Source organism: Pseudoxanthomonas sacheonensis (genome assembly GCF_031455975.1).
In the GTDB taxonomy this organism is placed as follows: domain Bacteria; phylum Pseudomonadota; class Gammaproteobacteria; order Xanthomonadales; family Xanthomonadaceae; genus Pseudoxanthomonas_A; species Pseudoxanthomonas_A sacheonensis_A.
The window spans coordinates 898,879-923,134 of the sequence record NZ_JAVDTT010000001.1; the positions used below are offsets into that span (position 1 = coordinate 898,879).

Below are 24,256 nucleotides of genomic sequence, written 5' to 3' on the forward strand. Positions count from 1 at the left end.
AGAGATCGGGGATGAACGGTAGAATTTTTCGCAAGGCCACACTCTATATGGCGCTTGGGGCGTGCATGGCGTCCATGGTGCCGGCCACAGTATGGGCGCAGAACGTCGCGGGTTCGGTGACGGGACGCGCCAGTGCCGGTGATCAGATAGTCATCACCAATACGGAGACAGGCCTCACCCGCAGCGTCACCGCTGACAGCAGCGGCAATTACCGCCTCGCCCAACTGCCGGTGGGAAACTATTCGCTGCAAACCAATCGAGATGGAAAGGCGATCGGTCAACCGGTGCAGGTCGCCGTAACCCTGGGCAACGCCACCACCGTCAACATCGGTGGCGATGGCGCGGTCAACATGGCCGCGGTCCAGGTAATCGGCTCGCGCATCGTCACCCCGGTGGACGTCAGTTCGACCGAGTCGGCCCTGAACATCACCGCTGAAGAATTGCGCCGGCTGCCCGTCGACCGCAACGTTTCTTCCGTGGCCTTGATGGCACCAGGAGTGAGCAAAGGGGAATCCTCCTTCGGCGGAATTTCGTTCGGCGGCTCGTCAGTGGCGGAGAACGCCACCTATATCAACGGCCTCAACGTCACCGATTTCTACAACAGGAACGGATTCTCCGAAGCGCCTTTCGGCTTCTACAGGGAATTCCAGGTCAAGACCGGCGGCTATTCCGTCGAATTCGGCCGTACCACGGGTGGCGTCATCAACGCGCTAGCTCGCTCCGGCGGAAACGAGTTCGAATCGGGTGCGGAACTGACTTTCGAGCCGCGAGCATGGCAGTCGGAAGCGAAAGATCGCTATTTCAATGGCGAACGCTATCTGACCAACAGCCGGGATAACTACAGTTCGACCAAGCTGGATGTTTGGGCTTCGGGTCCACTGATCAAGGATCGACTGTTCTTCTTCGCCATGTATGAGGCACGGGCCTTCGATCCCTGGAACACCAATGACGAAGGCACCACGCTGACCAAGAACCATTCCGGAAACGGGTTCTGGGGCGGCACCATCGACTGGTACGTCACCGACAGCAATATCCTCAGTTTGATGGCGTTCTCAAACAAGAACGAAAGCGTCGGTGACGTGTACGGCTACGACTACGACCTTACCCAGGTCGGCACCAAGAGGAACGAAATATATAGCGATACCGGCGGCGACAACTGGGCGCTTACCTGGACTTCCAATTTCACCGACAACCTGTCGATGAAATTGATGTACGGCGAGAACGAGCGCTCCACTTTCACCCGTTCGTTGCTGGACTTGGAGTGCAACCGCGTGGTCAGGGCAAGTGGAGCTCCCGCAGCGCCTTCGGTTCCCTTGGGTTGCAGCACCAATTCCACTGTGTTCTCGCGCGACGACACGCGCGAGCAAGCGCGCGCAGATTTCGAATGGTCGCTTGGAGACCATTTGTTGCGCTTCGGTTTCGACCATGAGATCAACACTTCAGAACATATCCAGTACTACGCCGGTCCCGGTGCGATTTTCTACAACGTGTATCCCGGCAGCGCCGGAAGCTCGATCCCCAATCCGCCCGGCGGCGTGGTCCCAGCGGGCTACTCGGGCTACGTGCGTGCGCGCAGGAACGAGATATTCGGAACTTTCGAGAGCACCAATTCCGCCTGGTACCTGGAGGACAACTGGTCGGTCACCGACAACCTGGTGCTCAATCTGGGTCTGCGCCACGAGGCGTTCGATAACAAGGACGGCGAAGGAAACACGTATATCGAGATGGATAAAATGTGGGCGCCGCGGCTTGGCTTTTCCTTGGACGTGAAAGGAGACGGCACCACCAAGGTGTTCGGCAATATCGGTCGCTATTTCCTGCCGGTGGCCAACGTCATCAATATCAAGCAGGCGGGTGCGTTGCTGGACGAGCGTACGTACTATGCGTTCGACGGCTGGGAGATCCGCGAACTCAACGGAAACCAGTACGCAGTTCCACGTCTGGGTCCTCAGATCGGTACCGTGGATGTTTCGCAGGGCGACGGCACGGTGGGCGATCTGCGCTCCGAAGTGGACCGGGATATGGATCCGGTCTATCAGGACGAATTGATCCTTGGTTTCCAGACCATGATCAACGACAAGTGGTCGTGGGGCGTGCGCGGTATTTACCGCCGTCTGGAGAACGCAATCGACGATATGGAAATCAGCGCCACCGGTCAGTGCGGTCCGGATGGTTATGTGGGATGGGTCATGGCCAATCCGGGAGAAGATGTCACGGTGTGGGGCGACACCGACTGCGATGGCAGCGCCGATGGCTGGATCACGGTAGACACCTCCAAGGAAGGTTGGGCGATGTATGACGAGAACGACAATTACCTGGGTCAGCGTGGCTGGGAAAAGCCCAAGCGTACCTATAAGGCGTTGGAGTTCCAGATCGACCGCGCATGGGACGACAAATGGGAGTTCAATGCTTCCTACACACTGTCCTGGAGTGAAGGCAATGCCGAGGGTCCCGTCAATTCGGACACCAATTTCAGCGATACCGGCCGTACCGAGAACTTCGACGATCCGTGGGTCAATCTCAATGGCGAGGGTCCCTTGGCCAACGATCACCGGCATCAGCTGAAGCTGCGGGGATCCTATGCCCTCAACGAGAACTGGCAGGTCGCAGGCACGCTCGACGCACGCTCAGGCGGGCCGATCACCGGCTTCGGTACGGGCAACCCGTACGACGCCACCCGGTACCACAGCTACTACATCTGCGTAGCCAACTGCGATGCGGCCGACATCACCGAGCAGGTCTACGAGCTATCCCCGCGAGGCGGCTACGGACGCATGCCCTGGACGTTCGATCTCGGCGCCAGCGTGACCTACTTGAAATCGTTCGGTGCGGCGGATCTGAGCGTCAAATTCGCGATTTACAACCTGCTCGACCACCAGCGCACGACTCGAGTGGATCAGGAGCTCCAGCCCAGTGTCGGCATGAACGAAGACGATCCGACCGTTCCTCAATTGAACGAGTTCTTCGGACAAGGCTATGGCTTCCAGGCGCCGCGTTATGCACAGCTCATCGTTTCGGTGAACTTCTGATCGTAGTGAGGAAGAGATCTTTGGCGCCCGCCGGCCAGGCGGGCGCCAACGTATAGAGCGTGCTGCGAGCCTCGTGGATGTGCCCCTTGACGGCAAGGTCGTAGGTGCGCGGCAGCTTCTGGCCGGACGATGAGGCGTTGCGTGGCGACCGGAGAGCGATGCATATGGAACTTATAGGTGCCCAGGTGGCCGCACCCTCTCAGGAGGCTTTGGAGTCGCCGTTCCCGCGGCTTTTCGATGGTATGGATCTGATCGCGTTGGGCGCGGCGTTGCCGACTCCATTCCATGCCTATTCCGCCAATACGATACGGCAGCGTATATCGGGGTTGCAGGCGGCACTCGATGGCTTGAACGCCGCGATCTGCTTCGCAGTAAAGGCGAACCCGAGCCTTGCCATTCTGCAGATCATGGCGCAAAGCGGCCTGGGGGCCGATATCGTGTCGTCGGGCGAGCTCCGTCGTAGTCTCAAGGCAGGCATTCCTGCCAATCGCATCGTGTTTTCCGGCGTCGGCAAGACCGAAGCCGAAATGGGCGAAGCGATCGATGTGGGCGTGGGACGCTTCAATGTGGAGTCGTCGGAGGAACTAGAAGCCCTGCAACGCGCAGCGCGGACGCGAGAAGCGATAGTGCGGGCTTCGGTCCGCATCAATCCCGATGTCGATGCCGGTACCCACGACAAAATATCCACCGGAAAATCGGACAACAAATTCGGCGTCAGCATCACCGAAGCCCGGCGATGGTTCGCTGCGGTCAGTTGCAAGGAAAACGTCCGACTGGATGGCCTGCACGTGCATATCGGCTCACAGATCCTGGAGCTGGAACCTTTCCGTCAGGCTTTGCATCATGTGTCCGTGTTCTGGCGTGAATTGGTCCTGGCTGGGCACTCGATCAACAGCATCGACGTGGGTGGCGGACTTGGCGTGGTCTATCGTGGGGCTCGGGACAAACCAGTGAATGTCGGTGACTACGTGCATACTATCCGCGAAGCGCTGACTGGATTCGAAGGACGTATCGTGCTGGAACCCGGCCGCTATCTGGTGGCCGAAGCGGGAATACTGCTGACCCGCGTAATTCGCACCAAGCAGGGCGCGACCCGCAATTTCCTCATCGTCGATGCCGCCATGAACGACCTGCTTCGCCCCAGTCTGTACGATGCATGGCATGACATCGAGCTGATCGACGAAGAATCCGATCGGAACGACTTGCGCCCCGGCACCGTCTACGACATCGTCGGCCCGGTCTGCGAAACCAGCGATACTTTCGCGATCGGACGCCAGCTGCCGCAGTGCCGTGCCGGCGACCTGCTGGCCATCCGTTGCACGGGTGCTTATGGAGCATCGATGTCGTCCACCTACAACTCGCGGCCGTTGGCAGCCGAGGTGCTGGTCGACGATGGTAGCTACGCGGTGATCCGTCGTAGGCAGTCGTTCGACGAAATGATCGCAGGAGAACAGGCGGCGACATTGTGGAGAACCGCATGAAACCGAGGCAGGGGCTTCCGATTGCGTCCAGGATGACATTTACCGCCTGCCTGCTCGTCGCCGGCTTGCCAGCGTCGTGGCTCGCGACTGCCGGCGACGTGCCGACGACGATTCCTTCCTCAGCGCCGATCAATCAGGCAGAGTTCGACGCTATCCTCGATGAAGTCGTCGGCCATTATCAGCTTCCCGGAATCGCTGTGGGCGTGATCGAGGACGGCAAGGTCGTCTACGTGGGAACCCGTGGCGAGATCGGCAGCGGTTCCGGCCAGCCCATCACCTCCAACACCCTGTTCAAGATCGCTTCCAACAGCAAGGCCATGACCGCCAGCGTGCTCGCCCGGCTGGTCGACGCGGGCAAGCTGCGCTGGGAAGATCCGGTGATCAAATACCTGCCGTCGTTCCGCATGTACGACCCGTGGGTCACCCAGAACATGCAGGTCAAGGATCTGCTGGTGCACAACAGCGGCCTGCCCGAAGGTGGCGGCGACCTGATGCTGTGGCCGGAACCCAACCGTTTCACCCGCGCCGACATCATCGCCGGACTGGCGCATATCAAGCCTGCTTACAGCTTCCGTTCCGGCTATGCCTACGACAACCTTCTGTACGTGGTGGCTGGCGAAGTGGCCGCGGCGGCGGGAGGCGCTTCCTACGAGGAACTGGTGCAGCGCGAATTGTTCCGGCCGCTGGGTCTGTCGCGATGTCGGGTGGGCGCGTGGCGCTCGGATCAGGTCGCCGACGTCGCCCAGCCCCACAACCGAGTCGATGGCCGCAACGTGGTGGTCAAGGCGGATGGCGCAACCGTGGATCCGCTGGTTTCCGCGGCGGCCGGCGGCATCCGCTGCAGTCTCGACGACATGCTGCTGTGGGCGAAGAACTGGCTGGCGCCGGACGCAACGCAGCAAGCGTGGTTGTCGGCCGAACAGCGGCAGGCTGCCTGGGTTCCGCGTACGCCCATGCCGATCTCCGCTCGCCGCCGCGCCTGGGACGGTACCCGCCTGTACGCTTACGGATACGGCTGGCGCATCGCCGATATCGATGGCGCGTACACCGTGTCGCATACCGGAACCCTGTCGGGCATGTATTCGGTCATGTCCCTGTTGCCGGACCGCCGGTCGGGTTTCGTGGTGCTGATCAACGGGGAAGCGGAAGCGGCGCGCACGGTGTTGAACGAAGTGCTGCTGAAGCGATTCACCAAGCCGGCGGAGAGTCGCGGGGTGGCGTATTACGCCGACGAACTCGCAAAGGAATCCGAATCGAAACAACCTGCGACGTCAGAGCCTGCCGTCGGGCGCGAGACGCCCACGTCGGAGCAATTCGCCCAATGGTGGGGCGTCTATCGCGATCCCTGGTTCGGCGAGGTGCGCATCTGCCGAGAAGGCGGGCAGGCGCGCTTCGTTGCGGAAAAGTCGCCGCTGCTCTCCGGCCGCATCATGCGCAGCGGTTCCCGGTATCTAGTGGACTGGGACCGCGACAGCGTGGATGCGGAAGCATGGCTGGATTTCCACAAGGGCGATTCTTCCCAGCCGGTCCGGCTGACCCTAGCCAAGGTCGATCCGGAAGCGGACTTCAGCTACGACTATGAAGACCTGGCCTTCGAACGGATACGCGGTTGTGAGTGAGCCGGGGCGGCGTGCGCTCCGTGGCGCCGTGCTGCTCGCGTGGATCGCCCTCGCGTGCGCGAGCTGCGCCTCCGTTCCGACGCCATCGCCTGCGTCGTCGCCTGAGCTATCGACAGCGCGCACGTTCGCCGAAGCCGGACTGGTCGATATCCGCACTCTGGTGCCTGACATCTCCCAGCAGATCCGTTATGCCGGCTCGGAAAATTTCGTTGGCGTTCCGGTAGAAGGCTATAACGCAGCCCGCTGCTACCTGCGCGAACCTGCGGCGCAGGCCCTGCAGCGCGTCGAGCAGTCGTTGCGCAGGGAAGGATTCCGTTTGCGAGTATTCGATTGCTATCGCCCGGCGCGTGCGGTTCGCCATTTCGTGCGCTGGGCCGCCGATCTGCAGGACCAGCGCACCAAAACGCGTTATTACCCCAATCTAGACAAGACCCAACTGCTCGGCGACTACATCGCGCCCGTCTCCGGCCATAGCCGCGGCGCCACCCTGGATCTCACCTTGCTGGATTGTCGCGGAGCGGATAATCGATGCCTTCCGCTGGACATGGGCACGGAATTCGACTTCTTCGACACGCTCGCAAACACCGATTCGCCACGGATCACGCAGGCGCAGCGCGACAACCGCCAGCGCCTGCTACGGGCCATGACGCAACAGGGTTTCAGGAACTATCCAATGGAATGGTGGCACTACACGCTGGCCTCCGAGGATCCGCCGCTCTACGACATCCCCATCGAATAGTCTGTCTTGCACGTCTGTGCGGAACTCCCTCCATGCGTATGCTTCTCCTACTTCTGCTTATGCTTATGACGCCTGTTTCCGCTATCGCCGAGAATGGATTCCCCGCCGCAAAGGTGGACGCGATGATGGAAAGCTACGCCGGCGATGCGCCCGGCGCTTCGGTGCTGGTGCTGCGCGATGGCGTTCCCATACTGCGCAAGGCCTACGGCCTGGCCGACAGGGAGCGGAAGATCGCCGCCACGCCGGCCACCAACTACCGGCTGGCTTCGATCAGCAAACAGTTCACCGCCGCTGCGATCTTGTTGCTGGTGGAAGAAGAGCGCGTGAGCCTGGACGACAGCGTACGGCGTTGGTTGCCGTCGCTGCCGGCCTTGGCCGACTCCATCACCGCACGCCATCTGCTGACCCACAGTTCCGGCCTGATCGATTACGAGGACGTGATGCCGTCCGATTTCACCGGACAGCTGCACGATGCCGATGTGCTGCGCCTGCTGGAAACCCAGGAGAAAACCTATTTCCCGCCGGGCACCGGTTATCGTTACAGCAACAGCGGCTATGCACTGCTGGCACTGATGGTGGAACGCGCTTCCGGACAATCGTTCGCCGACTTCCTGCGGTTGCGCATCTTCCAGCCGCTGGGCATGGCGCGCACACTGGCCTTCGTGGAAGGCGTTCCCGCAGTCGCCGACCGGGCCTACGGCTATAGCGAGTCGGCAGCCGGCTGGATCCGCACCGACCAAAGTACGACCAGTGCGGTGTTAGGCGATGGCGGCATCTATTCCTCCCTCGACGATCTGGCCAAATGGGATGCCGCGCTATACGACGACCGCTTGTTGAGCGATCCGTCGCGCAAGCTCATGTTCGCGCCCCACATAGACACGGACGAGCCCGACATCCGTTATGGTTTCGGCTGGCGCATCACCGGCGAGACTCTATGGCATTCGGGCGAAAGCATCGGTTTCCGCAACGTGATCGTGCGCTATCCGCAGCGGCGCCTGACGGTGATCGTGCTCAGCAACCGGGACGATCCGGAGCCGTATGCGACCGCCAGGAAGATCGCCGGGCTGGCGATCGAGCAGGAACCTTGAGCATGGCATGCTGCGATCCAGGCCGTTTCATTGGCGGAACTCTGAACAACCCTTGTCCTGTCATCCCGAGCGTAGCGAGGGACCTGTTTCCACCTGCAAAACAGCAGATCCCTCGCTGCGCTCGGGATGACAATCGAGTTGTTCAGAGGTTCTCTAGCAAATGGTGCTTGTGGCCGCGAGTCGGAGCGGCGTTACTGGCGGTGTTGCTTGCGAGCTGCGCGCACACACCGCCGCACAATCCGCTGGCGCGCTGGGTGCCATCGCCCAACCACAACGCGCGCGAAGCCACGCTGATCGTGATCCACGCCACCACGCAGGATTCGGTCGAACAAAGCCTGCACACCCTGCGCACACGCAACAGCGGCGGTCCGGTCAGTTCCCACTATCTGATCGGCCGCGACGGCGCGCTCTACCAGCTGGTCGCCGAGGATCGGCGTGCATGGCATGCCGGTCCCGGCAGCTGGGGGACGATCAGCGACGTCAATTCCGCTTCCATCGGCATCGAGCTGGACAATAACGGCAGCGAGCCCTTTTCCTCCGAACAGATCGACAAACTGCTGGTGTTGCTGGAGGACCTCTGCAAGCGTCTGGATATTCCGCGCTACCAGGTCATCGCCCACGCCGATATGGCGCCTACCCGCAAGACCGATCCGGGCCCGCTGTTTCCCTGGGCACGGCTTGCCGAAGCCGGTTTCGGGCGTTGGCCAAGCGGGCCCTTGGTCGATCCGCCCGCGAATTTCGATCCCCGGTCCGCGCTCAGGATCCTCGGCTATTCGATGGACGACTACGCCGCTGCGACACGCGCATTCCGCTTGCATTACCGCGGAATCGACGCCGATGCCACAGAGTTGTCGATCGAAGATCTGCGCGTGCTGTACGCGCTGGTGAATATTCCTGAGTAGCGAGCAGCTCAAGAACGGGGTTGCGGGGTAGGGCGGGCATTGCCCGCCATGAGCTTGGTTCGCGAAAGGCGACGGCGGGCAGTGCCCGCCCTACAACGGCTTGCCGTGAGGTTGTTTATTCGACCTGCTGCGGCAGCACCACCAGCTTGCCGATCGCTTTGCGCGCAAGCAGCCTGTCCAGCGCGTCCGATGCCCGCGAAAGCGGGTAGCGTTCGGAGATCAGCGGATGGATCTTGCGTTCCCTCAGCCAAGAGAACAGCAAGCCCATGTTTTCCGCGTTCAACGCGGGTTCGCGGCGCACGAATTCGCCCCAGAACACGCCTACCAGCGAACTGCCTTTCAGCAGTAGCAGGTTCGCGGGGATTTTCGGAATGTCTCCAGCGGCGAAGCCGACCACCAGATAGCGTCCGCGCCAGCCCACGCTGCGCAGCGCCGGTTCGGCCAGATCGCCGCCGACCGGGTCGTAGACGACATCCACACCGCGTCCGCCGGTCAGCGCCTTGATCCGTTCCCGCAGGTCCTCGCTGGCGTAATCGATGGCCTCGTCGGCGCCCAGTTCCTTCGTGGCCGCCAGTTTGTCCGCCGAGGACGCGGCGGCGATGACGCGCATGCCCAACAGCTTTCCGATTTCCACCGCGGCAAGACCCACGCCGCCGCCGGCACCGAGCACCAGCAGAGTTTCGCCGGCCTGCGCCTGCGCCCGATCCTTCAATGCGTGCAGCGAGGTGCCATAGGTCAGCACGAAACTGCCGGCCAGTTCCAGATCCTCGTCGCTGATGTCGTTCGGCAACGGAAGAATATTGCTCGCCTCGACCAACACCTCTTGGGAATAGGCGCCGAACATGGTGATCCCGACCACCTTGTTTCCGACCGCAAACCGCTTGACCTCGCTGCCGACGGCGATGATTTCCCCGGACAGTTCGCCGCCCGGCGAGAACGGCAGCTCGGGTTTGAACTGGTACTTTCCCGCGACCATCAAGGCGTCGGGAAAATTCACCGCCGCCACTCGTGTGCGTACCAGCACCTGCGCGGGACCAGGAATGGGCGAAGACAGGTCACGCAACTGCAGCGAGGAGGGAGGTCCCCAGGCTTCGCAGACGATGGCTTTCATAGAGTTCCTGTTGTCAATCCAAAAATAAACAAACCCGCTGCAAGCTGTGGGGTATTTTCAGCAGTAGGGCGGGCACTGCCCGCCGCCTTTCGCGAGTCAAGCCCATGGCGGGCAGGGCCCGCCCTACCCAGTACGTTCGCGTCGCAGGCGGCGGAGAATCGAACCCAAAGAGCTGGAAAGGGATCAAGGCATTCCCTTAGCTAGAACAACAATGAGCTCCAAGCTCATTGCTCCAACCGGATCGCATGCTTGGCCAATTCCAGCCGGGCGATGGTGCCGCGATGGACCTCATCGGGACCGTCGGCGATGCGCAGCGTGCGGATGCCGGCGTACAGGCCGGCCAGCGGAAAATCTTCGGTGACGCCGGCGCCGCCATGGGCCTGGATGGCCCAGTCGATGATCTGGCAGGCCATGTTGGGGGCCACCACCTTGATCATCGCGATCTCCGCACGTGCGACCTTGTTGCCTACCGTATCCATCAGGTAGGCGGCCTTCAGCGTGAGCAGACGCGCCTGTTCGATCATGCAGCGCGCTTCGGCGATGCGCTCATGCCAGACGGAATGGTCGGCGATGCGCTTGCCGAAGGCCTCGCGCGACTGCACGCGCTTGCATAACAGCTCCAGCGCGCGCTCGGCGACGCCTATGGTGCGCATGCAATGGTGGATGCGGCCGGGTCCCAGACGCCCCTGCGCGATTTCGAAGCCGCGCCCTTCGCCCAACAGCAGGTTGCCGACGGGCACACGCACCTCGCGCAGTTCTATTTCCATGTGGCCATGCGGCGCATCGTCGTAACCGAATACCGGCAGCGGGCGGATCACCTCGATGCCGGGCGTGTTCGCGGGCACCAGCACCATCGATTGCTGTTGATGGGTCGGCGCGGCCGGATCGGTCTTGCCCATGACGATATAGAGCGCGCAGCGCGGATCGCCGGCGCCGGAAGCGAACCACTTGCGTCCATTGATCACGTAGTCGTCGCCGTCGCGGCGGACCGAGCACTGGATGTTGGTGGCGTCGGAAGAAGCCACCGCCGGTTCTGTCATCAGGAAAGCGGAGCGGATATCGCCGGCCAGCAACGGCTCCAACCACCGATCCTTCTGCGCATCGCTGCCGTAGCGCTCCAGGGTTTCCATGTTGCCGGTGTCCGGCGCCGAGCAGTTGAACACCTCCGGCGCCCACATCACCCGGCCCATGATTTCGCAGAGCGGCGCGTATTCGAGGTTCGACAATCCCTGCGGCGCGCGCGAGGACTTCGGCAGGAACAGATTCCACAGACCGCGCTCGCGCGCCAAGGGCTTCAGGTCCTCGATGACTTGCACCGGTACCCAGGCATTGCCCGCAGCGCGGTTTCGGCGAACCTGCTGCTGATACACGGCCTCATTGGGATAGAGGGAGGCATCGAAAAAGCGCATCAGCTCGGCGCGCAGATTTTCGACCTTGGGGCTGTAAGAGAAATCCATGCGAACTCCAGGCGAGCATAGTTCCATATAACGGAACTAGGTTCTAAGAATCGTAGCGCATCCTAAGAGGGCGAACGGAGTTCTGGCAAGCAAGCATTTTTCGCCTTGTCGAAGCGGCGACGGCTAAGTACGATGGTTCATACGCAGGCCAATAGTTCCATTGTGTGGAACTTTGAGAAAACATCGATGCCCAAGCTGCACGTGCTTTTCAAGAAGGAGGAACTGGACCCGGCACGCCTCCAGGACAAAGTAGTGATCGTGCTCGACGTGCTGTTCGCGACTTCCACCATCGTGCACGCCTTCGCCCAGGGCATCGATCGCATCTGGCCCGCACGCGACGCCGCGGACGCGCAGCGCATCGCCGCACGTCTGCACGCACCGATGCTGGCCGGCGAGTACCTCGCCGAGGGGCTGCCGGGCTTCGGACCGCCTACGCCCTTGGCGCTCGCCAACACCGGTATCCGGGGTTCCACCCTGGTCTACGCCACCACCAACGGCACCGTGGCCTTGCACAACGCGGCCGCCGCCGCGCACGTTTATGTCGGCGCCCTGTTGAACGGCGCGGCCTTGGCCGCTTACGTCGCGCGCAGGCATCCGCAGACCCAGGTGTTGTTGTTGTGTGCGGGTTCGGTCGACAGTTTCAACCTGGAAGACTTCTACGGCGCCGGGCATATCGCCGCGCACTTCGAACGCACCGGCGGCTATGCGCTGACCGACGCCGCGCTGGCGGCGGTGCTGCTTTATCGCGGTTGCGATGCGTCGACCACCCTGCGCGCCTCGCGGGTGGGACGGATCATGCAAGCGCATGGGCTGCAGCATGAGGTCGATTGCGCCGCGCAGTTCGATACGCACGACGTGGTCCCGGAACTCAACGACGGGTGCCTGCGGCTGGCGGCGGCGTGAACGCCGGCATCGCGTCCTCACTCATCGCAACGATCACCGATCGCCGGCTTGCGGTCATTCACGAGGCGTCGCTACGCCAAAAACAGGAAGCACCTATGTCAGTCAAGTATGAAACCCGCGAGGGCGTCGCGATCCTCACCTTGCAGAATCCGCCGGTCAACGGGCTCGGCCTGGACACGCGGCGCGGCTTGCTTGAGGGGCTGACGCGGGCGCTGGACGACGTGACGGTGAAAGCCATCGTGGTGACGGGAGGTCCGCGCGCCTTCTCCGGCGGCGCCGATATCCGCGAGTTCGGCAAACCCGAAGCCGGCATGGAGCCCACGCTGCCCACGGTGATCGCAGCCTTCGAACGCAGCAGCAAGCCGGTGATCGCGGCCATCGAAGGTCTGGCGCTGGGCGGCGGACTGGAACTGGCGCTGGGCATGCATCATCGCGTCGCCGACAAGCGCGCGCAGATCGGCCTGCCGGAAGTGAAGCTGGGGCTTCTGCCCGGCGCGGGCGGCACCCAGCGCTTCCCGCGTGCGGTAGGGCTGGAAACGGCGGTGAACATGATCGTTTCGGGTACGCCTGTTCCGGCAGGGAAGCTGGCCGCCACGAAACTGTTCGACCGCGTGGTCGAGAACGACACGCTGGGGGCGGCTATCGCCGTGGCCAATGAAGCCGCCGCCTCGGGCGCGTTGTCCAAAGTGCGCGACTGGAAGATCGAACATCCCAACGCCGAAGGTTTCCTCGGCTTCGCGCGCACCGCCGTCGCCGCGGCATCGGCCAACTATCCAGCGCCGCTGAAATGCCTGGAGGCGATCGAAGCGGCGGTGAAGCAGCCCTTCGACAAAGGCATCGACGCCGAGCGCGAAGCCTTCGCTCTGCTGATCCAGACACCGGAATCGAAAGCGCTGCGCCACGGCTTCTTCGGCGAACGCGCCGCCGGCAAGATCGCCGATATCGGACCGGAAGTCGCCTTGCGCGAGGTGAAGCAGGTCGGCGTGATCGGCGCCGGCACCATGGGCGGCGGCATCGCCATGAATTTCCTCAACGCCGGCTTTCCAGTGACGCTGCTGGAAAGCAACCAAGACGCGCTGGAACGTGGGCTGGCCACTATCCGCAAGAACTACGAGAACAGCGCCAAGAAGGGCAAGCTGACCAGCGAACAGGTCGAGCAGCGCATGGGCTTGATCGTACCCACGCTGTCCTACGACGCGCTGAAGGACGCCGACCTGATCGTCGAAGCGGTATTCGAGGAATACAGTGTCAAGCAAGCGGTGTTCACCCAGTTGGACGCGGTCGCCAAGCAAGGCGCCATTCTCGCCAGCAACACTTCCACGCTGGACGTGGACCGCATCGCCGCCTTCACCCAGCGCCCGCAGGACGTGCTGGGCATGCATTTCTTCAGTCCGGCCAACGTGATGAAGCTGTTGGAAGTCGTGCGCGGCAAGGCCACGGCCAAGGACGTGCTGGCCACGGCGATGGCGCTGGCCAAGCAGATCGGCAAGACCGCGGTGGTGTCCGGCGTCTGCGACGGCTTTATCGGCAACCGCATGATCGAACAGTACAGCCGCCAGGCGGGTTTCCTGCTCGATGAGGGCGCGCTGCCGCAGCAGGTGGATCGGGCCATGGAGAAGTTCGGTTTCGCCATGGGGCCGTTCCGCATGGGCGACCTGGCCGGCAACGACATCGGCTGGGCGATCCGCAAGCGCCGCTATGTGGAAAAGCCGCACATGACCTATTCGAAGACGGCCGATCGGGTCGCCGAACTCGGCCGCTACGGGCAGAAGACCGGCGCCGGCTGGTACGACTACAAAGCCGGCGACCGCACCGCGTATCCCTCGCCGATAGTCGACGAGCTGATCGAAAAGAACTCGAAGGATCTCGGCATCGCGCGTCGCGCTATCAGCGACGAGGAGATCGTCGAACGCCTGGTGTACGCGCTGGTCAACGAGGGCGCGTATCTCCTCGAAGAAGGCATCGCCGCCAAGGCCTCGGACATCGACATCGTTTACCTGGCCGGCTACGGCTTCCCGATCTGGCGCGGCGGCCCGATGTTCTACGCCGACAGCGTCGGCCTCTACAACGTGCTGGCCGCGATGCGCCGCTACGCCAAGGGGCATGAAGGCCAGGCCTGGGAACCCGCGCCGCTGCTGGTGAAACTGGCCGAGTCCGGAAATTCTTTCAATCCATAGAGTTCCATCGTCATCCCAGCGGCTTTAAACAGCCGAATGGCTGGTCAAGCTGGGATGACGAGCAAACCAATCAGATGTCATAACGCATTCGACCGGGAAAATAACGTGAAAGAAGCCGTCATCGTTTCCACCGCACGCACCGGCCTGGCCAAGAGCTGGAAAGGCGCCCTCAACATGACCCATGGCGCGACCCTGGGCGGCCATGTGGTGCAGCACGCGGTCGCCCGCGCCGGCGTCGATCCGGCCGAAGTCGAGGACGTGCTGATGGGCTGCGCCAATCCCGAAGGCGCGACCGGCGTCAATATCGCGCGCCAGAGCGCCCTCCGTGCCGGTTTGCCGGTCAGCGTTCCCGGCGCCACCGTGAACCGCTTCTGTTCCTCCGGTTTGCAGACCATCGCCATGGCCGCGCAACGCGTGCTCGCGGGCGAAGGCGATATCCATGTCGCCGGCGGGGTGGAAAGCATTTCCTGCGTGCAGCCGTACATGAACCAGCACATGCTCAGCGAAGGCTGGTTGCTGCGGCACAAGCCGGAGCTGTACTGGCCGATGCTGCAGACCGCCGAAACCGTGGCCAAGCGTTACCGCATTTCACGCGAACGCCAGGACCGTTACGGCGCCGAAAGCCAGCAGCGCGCCGCGGCCGCGGCGGCCGCCGGCAAGTTCGACGACGAGATCGTGCCGATCACCGTGCTGGCCGGTGCCGCCGATCCGGAAACCCGCCAGTTGATGACGCGAGTAGTGACCTTGTCTGCCGATGAAGGCATCCGTGCCGACACGACTTACGAAGGCGTCGCGAAAATCCGTAGCGCAGTGCCCGGCGGCGTGATCTCCGCGGGCAACGCCAGCCAGTTTTCCGATGGCGCTTCCGCCGCGGTGGTGATGGACGCCAAGCTGGCCGAACGGCGCGGCCTGCAACCGCTCGGCATCTTCCGCGGCTTCGCGGTGGCCGGTTGCGAGCCGGACGAAATGGGCATCGGTCCGGTGTTCGCCGTACCCAAGCTGCTCAAGCGCGCCGGCCTGAGGGTCGACGACATCGGCCTATGGGAATTGAACGAAGCGTTCGCCGTGCAGGTGCTGTACTGCATGGATAGTCTGAAAATTCCGCATGAGCGCATCAACGTCAACGGCGGCGCGATCGCGGTGGGCCATCCCTATGGCGTCAGCGGCGCGCGCCTGGTCGGCCATGCGCTGATCGAAGGCAAGCGCCGCGGCGTGAAGTACGCCGTGGTCACCATGTGCGTGGGCGGCGGCCAGGGTGCGGCCGGTTTGTTCGAGATCGTCTGACTCAAGGTTCGCTCATGCGCATAATCGAAAATCTCGATGCCCTGCCTGCGTGGATCGGGCAGGAAGTCGCCTGCAGCGACTGGCTGAGCGTCGACCAGGCGCGCATCCAGCGCTTCGCCGACGCCACCGGCGACCAGCAATGGATCCACACCGATCCCGCGCGCGCCCAACTCGAATCGCCTTACAAAACCACCATCGCCCACGGCTATCTGACCCTCTCGCTTTTGCCGCAGCTGCTGGAAAGCTGCCTGCGCATCGACGGCGTCGGCATGTCGGTCAACTACGGCCTGGATCGCGTGCGTTTTCCCGCGCCGCTGCCCGCCGGCCAGCGCGTTCGGGCGCGATTGATACTGGAGCGCCTGCAATCGGTTGCCGGCGGCTTGCAGGCGCACTGGGACGCAACCATCGAACTGGAACAAAGCGACAAACCAGTCTGCGTCGCGCAGATGCTGGTCCGCTACTACCCCTCAACCACCCCCTGATTCGACAACGGAGTCCGCATGGATCTCGATTTCAACCTGGAAGAACAGGCGTTCCGCGACGAGGTGCGGCAGTTCCTCGCCGCCGAACTGCCGGCCGATATCCGCGACCGCATGAGCCGCGACGATGCCAGCCAGATCCGCGACGACATCGTGCGCTGGCAGAAGATCCTGCATGCGAAAGGATGGGGCGCACCGGCCTGGCCGGTGGAGTTCGGCGGCACCGGCTGGAGCAAGACCCAGCAATACCTGTTCGAAACCGAATGCGCCCTGGCCGACGCGCCGGCACAGCTCGCCTTCGGCATCAAGATGGTGGCGCCGGTGATCATGCGTTACGGCAGCGCCGAACAGCAGCAGCAATTCCTGCCGCGGATCCTGGCCGCGGAAGACTGGTGGTGCCAGGGCTATTCGGAAACCGGTTCCGGTTCGGATCTGGCCTCGCTGAAGATGAAAGCCGAGCGCGACGGCGACGATTACGTGCTCAACGGCCGCAAGGTCTGGAACACGCTGGGCCAGTTCGCCGACTGGATCTTCTGCCTGGTGCGCACCGATCCGGCCGCCAAGCCGCAGAAAGGCATCTCTTTCCTGCTGATCGACATGAAGACGCCCGGCATCAGCGTGCGGCCGACGCGCTTGCTGGATGGAACCTTCGAAGTCAACGAGATCTGGTTCGACGAGGTGCGCGTGCCCGCATCCAATCGCGTGGGCGAGGAAAACCAGGGCTGGACCTACGCCAAGTTCCTGCTCGGCCACGAGCGCACCAATATCGCCGGCATCGGCGCCTGCAAACGCGAGTTGCAGCGTTTGAAGCAGGACGCGGCGAAGGTCGAGAAGGGCGGCCGCAGCCTGCTCGAGGATCCTCTGTTCGGCAGCAAGGTCGCCCAGGTCGAGATCGAACTGACCGCGCTGGAAGTCACCAACATGCGGGTGATCTTCGCCGAAGCCGCCAATCACGCGCCGGGGCCGGAGGCATCGATGCTGAAGATCCGCGGCACCGAGATCATGCAGCGCATTTCCGAGCTGCAGGTGGAACTGCTGGGTCCGGGCGCATTGGCCTATCGGCCCGACGATGATGCCTCGCGCGCCACCGCCGCCTATCTCAACCTGCGCAAGCTGAGCATCTTCGGTGGATCCAATGAGATCCAGCGCAACATCATCGCCCACATGATCCTCGGACTCTAGGAACGCCTCATGGATTTTTCCTTCAACGACGAACAGCAGATGCTGCTGGATACCACGCGCCGCTTCATCGCCGAGCGCTACGGTTTCGAACATCGCAACCAGGTGCGCGCCTCGGCCGAGGGCTGGTCGCGCGAAGTGTGGACGCAACTGGCCGAACTCGGCTTGCTGGCGATCAATATTCCCGAAGAGGAAGGCGGCATCGGCGCCGGACCGGTCGGCACCCTGCTGGTCGGCAACGCGATAGGCGAGGGCATGCTGCTGGAGCCGTTCTGGTCCAGCGCCGTGGTCGCGACCCATGCCATCGTGCGCATGGCGTCGCCCGATCAGCGTGCGGCCTGGCTGCCAGCGCTGGCCAGCGGCGAATCGATCGCGGTGCTGGCGCACGACGAAGCCTCCACGCGCTTCGAGGCGATGAATGTCGAAACCCGGGCCACGCCCAGCGGCGACGGCTGGGCACTGAGCGGCCGCAAATCCGCGGTCTATCACGCGCCAGCGGCGAACCTGCTGCTGGTGTCGGCAAGGGTCGGCGACGGACTGGGCGTATTCGCGGTCGCCGCCGATGCCGTGGGCGTCGGCCTGGCGCCGTGCGTCACGGTGGACGAGCAGCGGGCCGCGGATATCGTTTTCGACAAGGTGGCGTTGTCCGCCGATTCGCGCCTGGGCGGAGAGGCCCGCGATTCGCTGCAGGCGGTCCTCGACTACGCACTGGCCGCGTTATGCGCTGAGGCTTTCGGCGCGATGGACCGCATCCTGGCCGCAACCCTTTCCTACAGCCGTTCGCGCGTGCAGTTCGGCGCGCCCATCGGCAGCTTCCAGGCGCTGCAGCACCGCATGGCGGAAATGCTGATGCATCTGGAGCAGGCGCGTTCGATGTCGTACCTGGCGACTTCGCGCTGCACCGATCCCGACCCGGCCGCGCGCCACGCCGCGCTGTCCGCCGCCAAGATGCTGATGGGTCAGGCGGCGCGCTATATCGGCCAGCAGGCGGTGCAGTTGCACGGCGGCATGGGCATGACCGATGAGTTGGACGTCAGCCATTACTTCAAACGGCTGCTCGCGTTCGAACTGCGCTGCGGCACCACCGACCAGCATCTCGAAAATTACAGGCGGCAGCTGCGGGCGGCTTGAATAACGCACAAAACTAAATCCGTTCGTGGTGAGCCTGTCGAACCACGCTCTATGCGATCTTCATCAGCGCACTGTGTTCTGTTTTTATGTCGAAAAGCGTGGTTCGACAGGCTCACCACGAACGGTTTCTTGGCTCATCACGAACGGCTTCTCGAGCTCGCCACAAACAGTTGCCAGGTGCATCCATGCTTCCGGCGTTAGCTCGCGCCTTTCCGGAGGGCGCGGATCACTGCGTTCAGCGGCTGCGGCCGCGCGATGAAATAACCCTGCAGGTGTTCGCAGCCGTTTTCCTTGAGCCACCGGTACTGGTCCGGGGTTTCGACGCCTTCGGCCACCACCGATAGACCCAGGGAATGGGCCAGGGTCAGCAGCGCGCGGCATATCGCCGCGCTGCCGGGATTGGAATGGACATCGGCCACGAACGACTGATCGATTTTGAGGAAGTCGAGAGGGAGATGTTTGAGATAGGAGAGGCTGGAGAAACCCGTGCCGAAATCATCGATCGACGTGAGAACGCCCGCGGCTTGCAGGCGGCGCATCGCTTCTATCGCCTGTTCGGGTTCGCTCATGATGATGCTTTCGGTCAGTTCGACATGCAGCGCGCCGCGACGAAGCCCGTGTTTGGAAACCGCGGCGGAAACGGAACGGTCGAAATCCGTGTCGAGGAACTGCTGGGCCGAGACGTTGATCGCGATGGGGATGTGGCCGAAACCGGCGAGTTCCAGGAGCTTGTGGCTGGCGGCGGCCTGCTCCAGTACGTACTGGCCCAACTGGGTGATCAGACCGTAGCTTTCGGCCAGCGGAATGAATTCGGCGGGAGGAATGAAGGTGCCGTCCGGCTGCGGCCAGCGCACCAGCGCTTCCAGGGCGCTGGTTTTTAGGCTGTCGGCGTCTGCGATGGTCTGGAAATGCAGCACCAGCTCGCCGGCGTTCATGGCCTGTCTTATGCGCAGGACCAGTTCCTGCTGCTCTATCGCGGCCACGCTCATCGCCGGGACGTAGGGGGTTGAGCGGACTTTTCTGGCGCTGGCCACGTGGGCGGCGAGAGCGGCGTTCCTGATGATCTCCGCGGCGTCGCCGCCATCCGCGGGGAATTCGGAAAAGCCGACCCATGCTTCCAGATGGTAGGACCGGCCCTGCGATTCGATCGGCTGCAGGATGGCATCGATCAGTGCTTCGTTGGCCGCGCGCGTCGAGTCCGGATGCCGTGCGGCCACGACGAACGTATCGGAGGGCAGGTGGGCCACCCAATCCTCTTCGTCGACGAGTTCCGTGAGCCGGTGGCTTATCGCCCTCAACAGCGCTTCGCTCGACGCGCGGCCTTGCGCATCGGCGATCAGATCCAGCCCTTTTATCTGGACGTTCGCCACATGGAACGGAAGTCCGTCCTCCACGTCCCGTTCCAATCGGTTGGTCAGCTCGTCGATATTGAGCAAGCCGGTGGTCAAGTCCCGGGACGCGCGGAAGGAGAGTTGCTGCTCGTATTCGATGCTGGCGCTGATGTCCTCGGCCAGGATCAGCCGTGCCGGCTTGCCGCCGAACTCCAGATCCGCGGTATGGATATTGACCTCGAACAGCGAACCGTCCTTGCGGCGGTGGGTCCATACCTGGGGAAGATGGAAGCCCTCGCGGCCCGCCGATATGTCGGCCAGCAGTTTGTCCTTGTCTTCGTCCGGCCGCAGGTCGAGTATCGACATGCTCAGGAACTCGTCCCGCGAATAGCCGTACTGCGCCACCGCGGCGGAATTGGCTTCGAGGAATTTCAAGGTCGCGGCGTCGAACACCCAGAACGGCAACGGGTTCTCGTTGAATATCAGCCTGAACTGCCGTTCCGCATCGGTGACCCGCTTCTGGGCCTCCACCCGCGGAGTCACGTCGGCGATCGTTCCGGTGATCTTCAATCGCGCATCGCGCTCGCGAACCGATGCGCCCCGCAACGAAATCCACTTGACCAGACCATTCCTGGCGTCTGTCCGGTATTCGGTCTCGAACTTCTCCTGCGTGGTCCACGCGTTTTCGATAACGGCCGCGAGTGCTACGCGGTCGTCGGGATGCGCCAGCGCATAGAACTCCTCGAGCGAAGCCGACGACTGCGCAGCGGAAATGCCCAGCATCTGGGCCACGTTGTCCGACCATTGCAGGCGACCGGAATCTTTCCACATGATCCAGGTGCCTACGCCACCGACCTGCTGGGCCAGGCTGAGGTTCGACGCGCCTTCCTGTATTTCGGCCAACAGTTTTTCCTGCGCGGCGCCGGTTTTCTTCAGGACGATCAGCAGGTAGACGTAAATCAGGAGGTAGGCCAGATAAACCGCAATGGCGGTCGCCAGCAGCAGGTGCCACGGCTTCAGCACATCGCCGGCGGCGACGCCTGCGGTAAGACGAACCGAATATTCCGGCAGATCGGAAGTCGCGACCAGGCGAGGGACGCCATCGATTTCGCTGGCTTGCGGAACGTTCGATTTCGCCGCCGCATGCGGTATGGGAAAAGTCTTTCCGACCAGTCTCACCGCTTCCGGGTTGTGGGCCAGCAAGGTGCCGTCCCGGTCGGTGATGGCGACAGTGCCGTTTTTGCCCGTGTCGAGGCCGGCGATGACGCTGCGCAGTTCGTAGACTCTGAAGCGTGCGAGCACATAACCGTCGCGTTTCAACGGCACCGCTACCGGCAGCAGCCAGCGGCCGCGGGGCGACTTGTACAAACGGCCGATCCGCAACGCGCTGCCTGGCCCCGGCTTGCTTGCCGCGATCCAGCGCGGCAGCGTGGGATCGCCTTGCCCGCCGAGCAATGCGCGGCCTTGAGGATCGACGAGGATGATATTCTCGAGCTCGCGCTGTCTGCTGGCCACGCCAGCGATGTTCTCCAGCAGCACGCTCGGATCCGGGTTGGTGGACAGCAGCTCGGCGTCGCCGGCCACGCCCAGCATCGCCCGCTCCACGTTGCGGAATTCGTACTTCAGCAGGCGTGCCGCGCCGGCGGCGAGCGCGGAACTTTGCCTCTGCGCGCCCTCCAGCCTGACGGTGCGGTCGTTGACGACCACGTAGGCGAGTCCGAGCGCCAACAACAACGCCAGTATCAATCCTGAGATCGCAAAAACGCGGGCCGAACTGGTGGGACGCGATCGTCCGCTGTCAGACTTCCTGCTTTCTTCCAATGGGTCGCCCCCGTCGAGCAAAGATCGTAATGCAGGGTGAAAAATGATCGTTTTGATTCCGATCACGAAACAGCATGCACTAATCGCCCCCGCATTGTTGTCGGAACGGAGTTAACGCCATGGTTCGTTCATTCGCTTCGGAGTACTGAACGCGGACCCCCATCACGGTTTGGAGTGACATGCGGTAGCGCAGGCGAGCCGGAGCCGCTGTTTCAAACGCCCGCTGGCGTTCGAACTGCGCTGCGGCACTTCGCAGCTCAACCTCGAACCCTTTCGTGGTGAGCCTGTCTAAGATCCGTTCGTGGTGAGCTTGTCTAAGATCCGTTCGTGGTGAGCCTGTCGAACCACGCTTTTCGAGCGACAAGCAAACCATTCGTGGGCTGACGCGGTTCGCAAAGAGCGTGGTTCGACAGGCTCACCACGAACGGTTCGGGGGCTCACCACGAACGGATCCCGGCCCAGGAGCCATCCTGCGGGAGCGGCGGGTGCGGCCAACCCCGCACCGGTTTGCCCAACTCCGATTAACGCCTAACATGTCGATCAGCACCGGCATGCGGGTTCCTGCGAGCGCGCGCCGTCCCAAGGCAGTACCTCCGAGGAGCGCGATGAGTCGTTATCTGGCCTATGGGTTGAGCATCGCGCTGGCTTTTCTGTCTTTCTCGATGGCCTTGCATTCGCCTGCCTGGTGGTGGGGCGTGGCCGGATTCGGTGCCGTGGCGCTGCTGGGCACTTGGGACGTGCTGCAGAAGCGCAGCACGCTGCGCCGCAATTATCCGATCCTGGCGCACTTCCGCTACGGGCTGGAATCGGTGGGCCCGGAGATGCGCCAGTACTTCATCGAAGGCGATACCGCCGAGGTGCCGTTCTCGCGCCAGCAGCGGGCGCTGGTCTATCAGCGCTCCAAGGGCGTGATGGATGTGGTGCCGTTCGGCAGCCAGCAAAGCGTGTACAGCGTCGATTACGAGTGGCTCAACCATTCGATAGCGCCGATAAAAATCGAATCGCACGATTTCCGCATCGTCATCGGTGGCGAATCCGCGCAGCCGTACAGCGCCAGCGTGTTCAATATTTCGGCGATGAGTTTCGGGGCGCTGTCGGCCAATGCCATCCGCGCGCTCAACAAGGGCGCCAGGCGCGGGCATTTCTATCACGACACCGGGGAGGGTTCGATTTCGCCCTACCACCGGGAACCGGGCGGCGATCTGGTCTGGGAAATCGGTTCGGGTTATTTCGGTTGCCGCGCCGACGATGGGACTTTCAGCGAGGAGCGCTTCGTCGCCAACGCCTGCACGCCGCAGGTGAAGATGATCGAGGTGAAGCTGTCGCAGGGGGCCAAGCCCGGTCATGGCGGGGTGCTGCCGGCGGCCAAGGTCAGTGCGGAGATCGCGGCCACGCGCGGGGTGCCGATGGGGGTGGACTGCGTGTCGCCGGCCAGGCATTCGGCGTTCTCCACGCCGAAGGGTCTGTTGGAATTCGTGGTGCGGCTACGCGAGCTGTCGGGCGGCAAGCCGACCGGGTTCAAGTTGGCCATCGGCCATCCCTGGGAATGGTTCGGCATCGCCAAGGCGATGCAGGAGACCGGCCTGTTGCCGGACTACATCGTGGTGGACGGGGCTGAGGGCGGCACGGGCGCGGCGCCGGCGGAGTTCATCGATCACGTGGGCGTACCCATGCACGAGGCGCTGATGCTGGTGCACAACACGCTGGTGGGGCTGGGTCTGCGCGATCGGGTCCGGATCGGGGCGGCCGGGCGCATCACCAGTGCCTTCGATCTGGCCCGGACCATGGCGATGGGGGCGGACTGGTGCAACTCGGCGCGGGGGTTCATGTTCGCGCTGGGCTGCATCCAGTCGCAGAGTTGCCATAACGATAAGTGTCCGACGGGGGTGGCGACGCAGAATCCGAACCGTTGGCAGCATCTGGACGTGGCGGACAAGGCGATCCGGGTGCAGCAGTACCACGGCAATACGCTGAAGGCGCTGCGGGATTTGCTGGGGGCGGCGGGGTTGGAGCATCCGGCGCAGTTGGGGCCGGAGCACATTCTGCGGCGGATTTCGCCGGTGGAGATCCGGTCGCTGGCGGCGTTGTTCAATTTCCTGGAGCCGGGGGAGTTGTTGAGCAAGGTGCCGGAGCACGCGGTTTTCCGGGATTTCTGGGCGGACGCGCGCAGCGATTCGTTCGCACCGCCGGCCCGGGTCAGTGCGCTGCGGGCTTCCAAGTCGCGGTAGGGCGGGGCTGCTCCAAAGCGCAAACCGTTCGTGGTGGGCCTGTCTGAAGATCCGTTCGCGGTGAGCCTGTCGAAGATCCGTTCGCGGTGAGCCTGTCGAAGATCCGTTCGTGGTGAGCCTGTCGAACCACGCTCTTGGCGCAGCAGCCCAGGCGTACGGCAACCCGCTTCCACCGCGAAAAGCGTGGTTCGACAGGCTCACCACGAACGGGATTCAAGAGTCTCCCGGGCGGGGAGGCCTTTGCCTGGTAGGCAGACAGGCCCGCCAGCCCTGGGCCGGTTTGACCAAAAGGGCGGC

Annotated in this window: 16 protein-coding genes; 13 read left to right on the forward strand and 3 right to left on the reverse strand. The window is 63.1% G+C overall.

What is annotated here, in order from left to right; all coding sequences use genetic code 11:
* Positions 1–11: 11 nt before the first annotated feature.
* From J2W94_RS04060 to J2W94_RS04085, 6 genes are all read left to right on the forward strand, one after another.
* Positions 12–3,029 (forward strand): TonB-dependent receptor, encoded by a 3,018-nt coding sequence (locus J2W94_RS04060; RefSeq protein WP_310090424.1) that lies wholly within the window; start codon positions 12–14, stop codon positions 3,027–3,029.
* 164 nt (positions 3,030–3,193) lie between these two features.
* On the forward strand, positions 3,194–4,510 hold the full coding sequence (gene lysA, locus J2W94_RS04065) for a diaminopimelate decarboxylase (RefSeq protein WP_310090426.1): 1,317 nt from the start codon (positions 3,194–3,196) through the stop codon (positions 4,508–4,510).
* 32 nt (positions 4,511–4,542) lie between these two features.
* Positions 4,543–6,129 carry a serine hydrolase gene (locus tag J2W94_RS04070; protein WP_310090427.1) on the forward strand — a complete coding sequence of 529 codons (1,587 nt, stop codon included), beginning with the start codon at positions 4,543–4,545 and terminating at the stop codon, positions 6,127–6,129.
* A complete protein-coding gene (locus tag J2W94_RS04075; RefSeq protein ID WP_310090428.1) occupies positions 6,089–6,868 on the forward strand; it encodes a M15 family metallopeptidase in 780 nt (259 codons plus the stop codon). The genes J2W94_RS04070 and J2W94_RS04075 overlap by 41 nt, the downstream gene beginning before the upstream one ends.
* 65 nt (positions 6,869–6,933) lie before the next feature.
* Positions 6,934–7,956 carry a serine hydrolase domain-containing protein gene (locus J2W94_RS04080; protein WP_310090430.1) on the forward strand — a complete coding sequence of 341 codons (1,023 nt, stop codon included), beginning with the start codon at positions 6,934–6,936 and terminating at the stop codon, positions 7,954–7,956.
* Between the two features lie 167 nt (positions 7,957–8,123).
* Positions 8,124–8,858, forward strand: coding sequence for an N-acetylmuramoyl-L-alanine amidase (locus tag J2W94_RS04085; RefSeq protein ID WP_310090431.1), 735 nt, complete (start codon positions 8,124–8,126; stop codon positions 8,856–8,858).
* A 115-nt stretch (positions 8,859–8,973) separates the two neighbouring features.
* On the opposite strand, the gene J2W94_RS04090 is transcribed toward J2W94_RS04085, so the two are convergent.
* The gene (locus J2W94_RS04090; protein WP_310090433.1) at positions 8,974–9,969 is read right to left on the reverse strand and encodes an NADPH:quinone oxidoreductase family protein; all 996 of its coding nucleotides are present in this window, start codon (positions 9,967–9,969) and stop codon (positions 8,974–8,976) included.
* A 224-nt stretch (positions 9,970–10,193) separates the two neighbouring features.
* A complete protein-coding gene (locus J2W94_RS04095; RefSeq protein WP_310090437.1) occupies positions 10,194–11,426 on the reverse strand; it encodes an acyl-CoA dehydrogenase family protein in 1,233 nt (410 codons plus the stop codon).
* A gap of 186 nt (positions 11,427–11,612) precedes the next feature.
* Here J2W94_RS04095 and J2W94_RS04100 point away from each other — a divergent pair, with 186 nt between their 5' ends.
* The 6 genes from J2W94_RS04100 (at position 11,613) to J2W94_RS04125 (ending at position 18,579) form a co-directional block, all read left to right on the forward strand.
* Entirely contained in the window at positions 11,613–12,329 is a 717-nt protein-coding gene (locus tag J2W94_RS04100) for a 2-phosphosulfolactate phosphatase (protein ID WP_310090439.1), read from the forward strand.
* A 95-nt stretch (positions 12,330–12,424) separates the two neighbouring features.
* Positions 12,425–14,506, forward strand: a complete 2,082-nt coding sequence (locus J2W94_RS04105; RefSeq protein ID WP_310090440.1) for a 3-hydroxyacyl-CoA dehydrogenase NAD-binding domain-containing protein — start codon at positions 12,425–12,427, stop codon at positions 14,504–14,506.
* 105 nt (positions 14,507–14,611) lie between these two features.
* Positions 14,612–15,790 (forward strand): acetyl-CoA C-acyltransferase, encoded by a 1,179-nt coding sequence (locus J2W94_RS04110; protein WP_310090441.1) that lies wholly within the window; start codon positions 14,612–14,614, stop codon positions 15,788–15,790.
* Between the two features lie 14 nt (positions 15,791–15,804).
* Positions 15,805–16,272, forward strand: coding sequence for a MaoC family dehydratase (locus J2W94_RS04115; protein WP_310090442.1), 468 nt, complete (start codon positions 15,805–15,807; stop codon positions 16,270–16,272).
* An 18-nt stretch (positions 16,273–16,290) separates the two neighbouring features.
* A complete protein-coding gene (locus J2W94_RS04120) occupies positions 16,291–17,451 on the forward strand; it encodes an acyl-CoA dehydrogenase family protein (RefSeq protein WP_310090443.1) in 1,161 nt (386 codons plus the stop codon).
* A gap of 9 nt (positions 17,452–17,460) precedes the next feature.
* Entirely contained in the window at positions 17,461–18,579 is a 1,119-nt protein-coding gene (locus J2W94_RS04125; protein WP_310090444.1) for an acyl-CoA dehydrogenase family protein, read from the forward strand.
* Positions 18,580–18,776: 197 nt separating this feature from the next.
* Here J2W94_RS04125 and J2W94_RS04130 read toward each other — a convergent pair whose 3' ends face one another.
* A complete protein-coding gene (locus J2W94_RS04130) occupies positions 18,777–21,638 on the reverse strand; it encodes a bifunctional diguanylate cyclase/phosphodiesterase (protein WP_310090445.1) in 2,862 nt (953 codons plus the stop codon).
* 698 nt (positions 21,639–22,336) lie between these two features.
* On the opposite strand from J2W94_RS04130, the gene J2W94_RS04135 reads away from it, so the two are divergent.
* The gene (locus J2W94_RS04135) at positions 22,337–23,959 is read left to right on the forward strand and encodes an FMN-binding glutamate synthase family protein (protein ID WP_310090446.1); all 1,623 of its coding nucleotides are present in this window, start codon (positions 22,337–22,339) and stop codon (positions 23,957–23,959) included.
* Positions 23,960–24,256: the final 297 nt, after the last annotated feature.

Excerpts from the sequence above, each read along its gene's own strand:
- J2W94_RS04060 (WP_310090424.1), top strand. The coding sequence starts at position 12 with ATGAACGGTAGAATTTTTCGCAAGGCCACACTCTATATGGCGCTTGGG.
- lysA (WP_310090426.1), top strand. The coding sequence starts at position 3,194 with ATGGAACTTATAGGTGCCCAGGTGGCCGCACCCTCTCAGGAGGCTTTG.
- J2W94_RS04070 (WP_310090427.1), top strand. The coding sequence starts at position 4,543 with ATGACATTTACCGCCTGCCTGCTCGTCGCCGGCTTGCCAGCGTCGTGG.
- J2W94_RS04075 (WP_310090428.1), top strand. The coding sequence starts at position 6,089 with ATGAAGACCTGGCCTTCGAACGGATACGCGGTTGTGAGTGAGCCGGGG.
- J2W94_RS04080 (WP_310090430.1), top strand. The coding sequence starts at position 6,934 with ATGACGCCTGTTTCCGCTATCGCCGAGAATGGATTCCCCGCCGCAAAG.
- J2W94_RS04090 (WP_310090433.1), bottom strand. The coding sequence starts at position 9,969 with ATGAAAGCCATCGTCTGCGAAGCCTGGGGACCTCCCTCCTCGCTGCAG.
- J2W94_RS04095 (WP_310090437.1), bottom strand. The coding sequence starts at position 11,426 with ATGGATTTCTCTTACAGCCCCAAGGTCGAAAATCTGCGCGCCGAGCTG.
- J2W94_RS04100 (WP_310090439.1), top strand. The coding sequence starts at position 11,613 with ATGCCCAAGCTGCACGTGCTTTTCAAGAAGGAGGAACTGGACCCGGCA.
- J2W94_RS04105 (WP_310090440.1), top strand. The coding sequence starts at position 12,425 with ATGTCAGTCAAGTATGAAACCCGCGAGGGCGTCGCGATCCTCACCTTG.
- J2W94_RS04115 (WP_310090442.1), top strand. The coding sequence starts at position 15,805 with ATGCGCATAATCGAAAATCTCGATGCCCTGCCTGCGTGGATCGGGCAG.
- J2W94_RS04120 (WP_310090443.1), top strand. The coding sequence starts at position 16,291 with ATGGATCTCGATTTCAACCTGGAAGAACAGGCGTTCCGCGACGAGGTG.
- J2W94_RS04125 (WP_310090444.1), top strand. The coding sequence starts at position 17,461 with ATGGATTTTTCCTTCAACGACGAACAGCAGATGCTGCTGGATACCACG.
- J2W94_RS04135 (WP_310090446.1), top strand. The coding sequence starts at position 22,337 with ATGAGTCGTTATCTGGCCTATGGGTTGAGCATCGCGCTGGCTTTTCTG.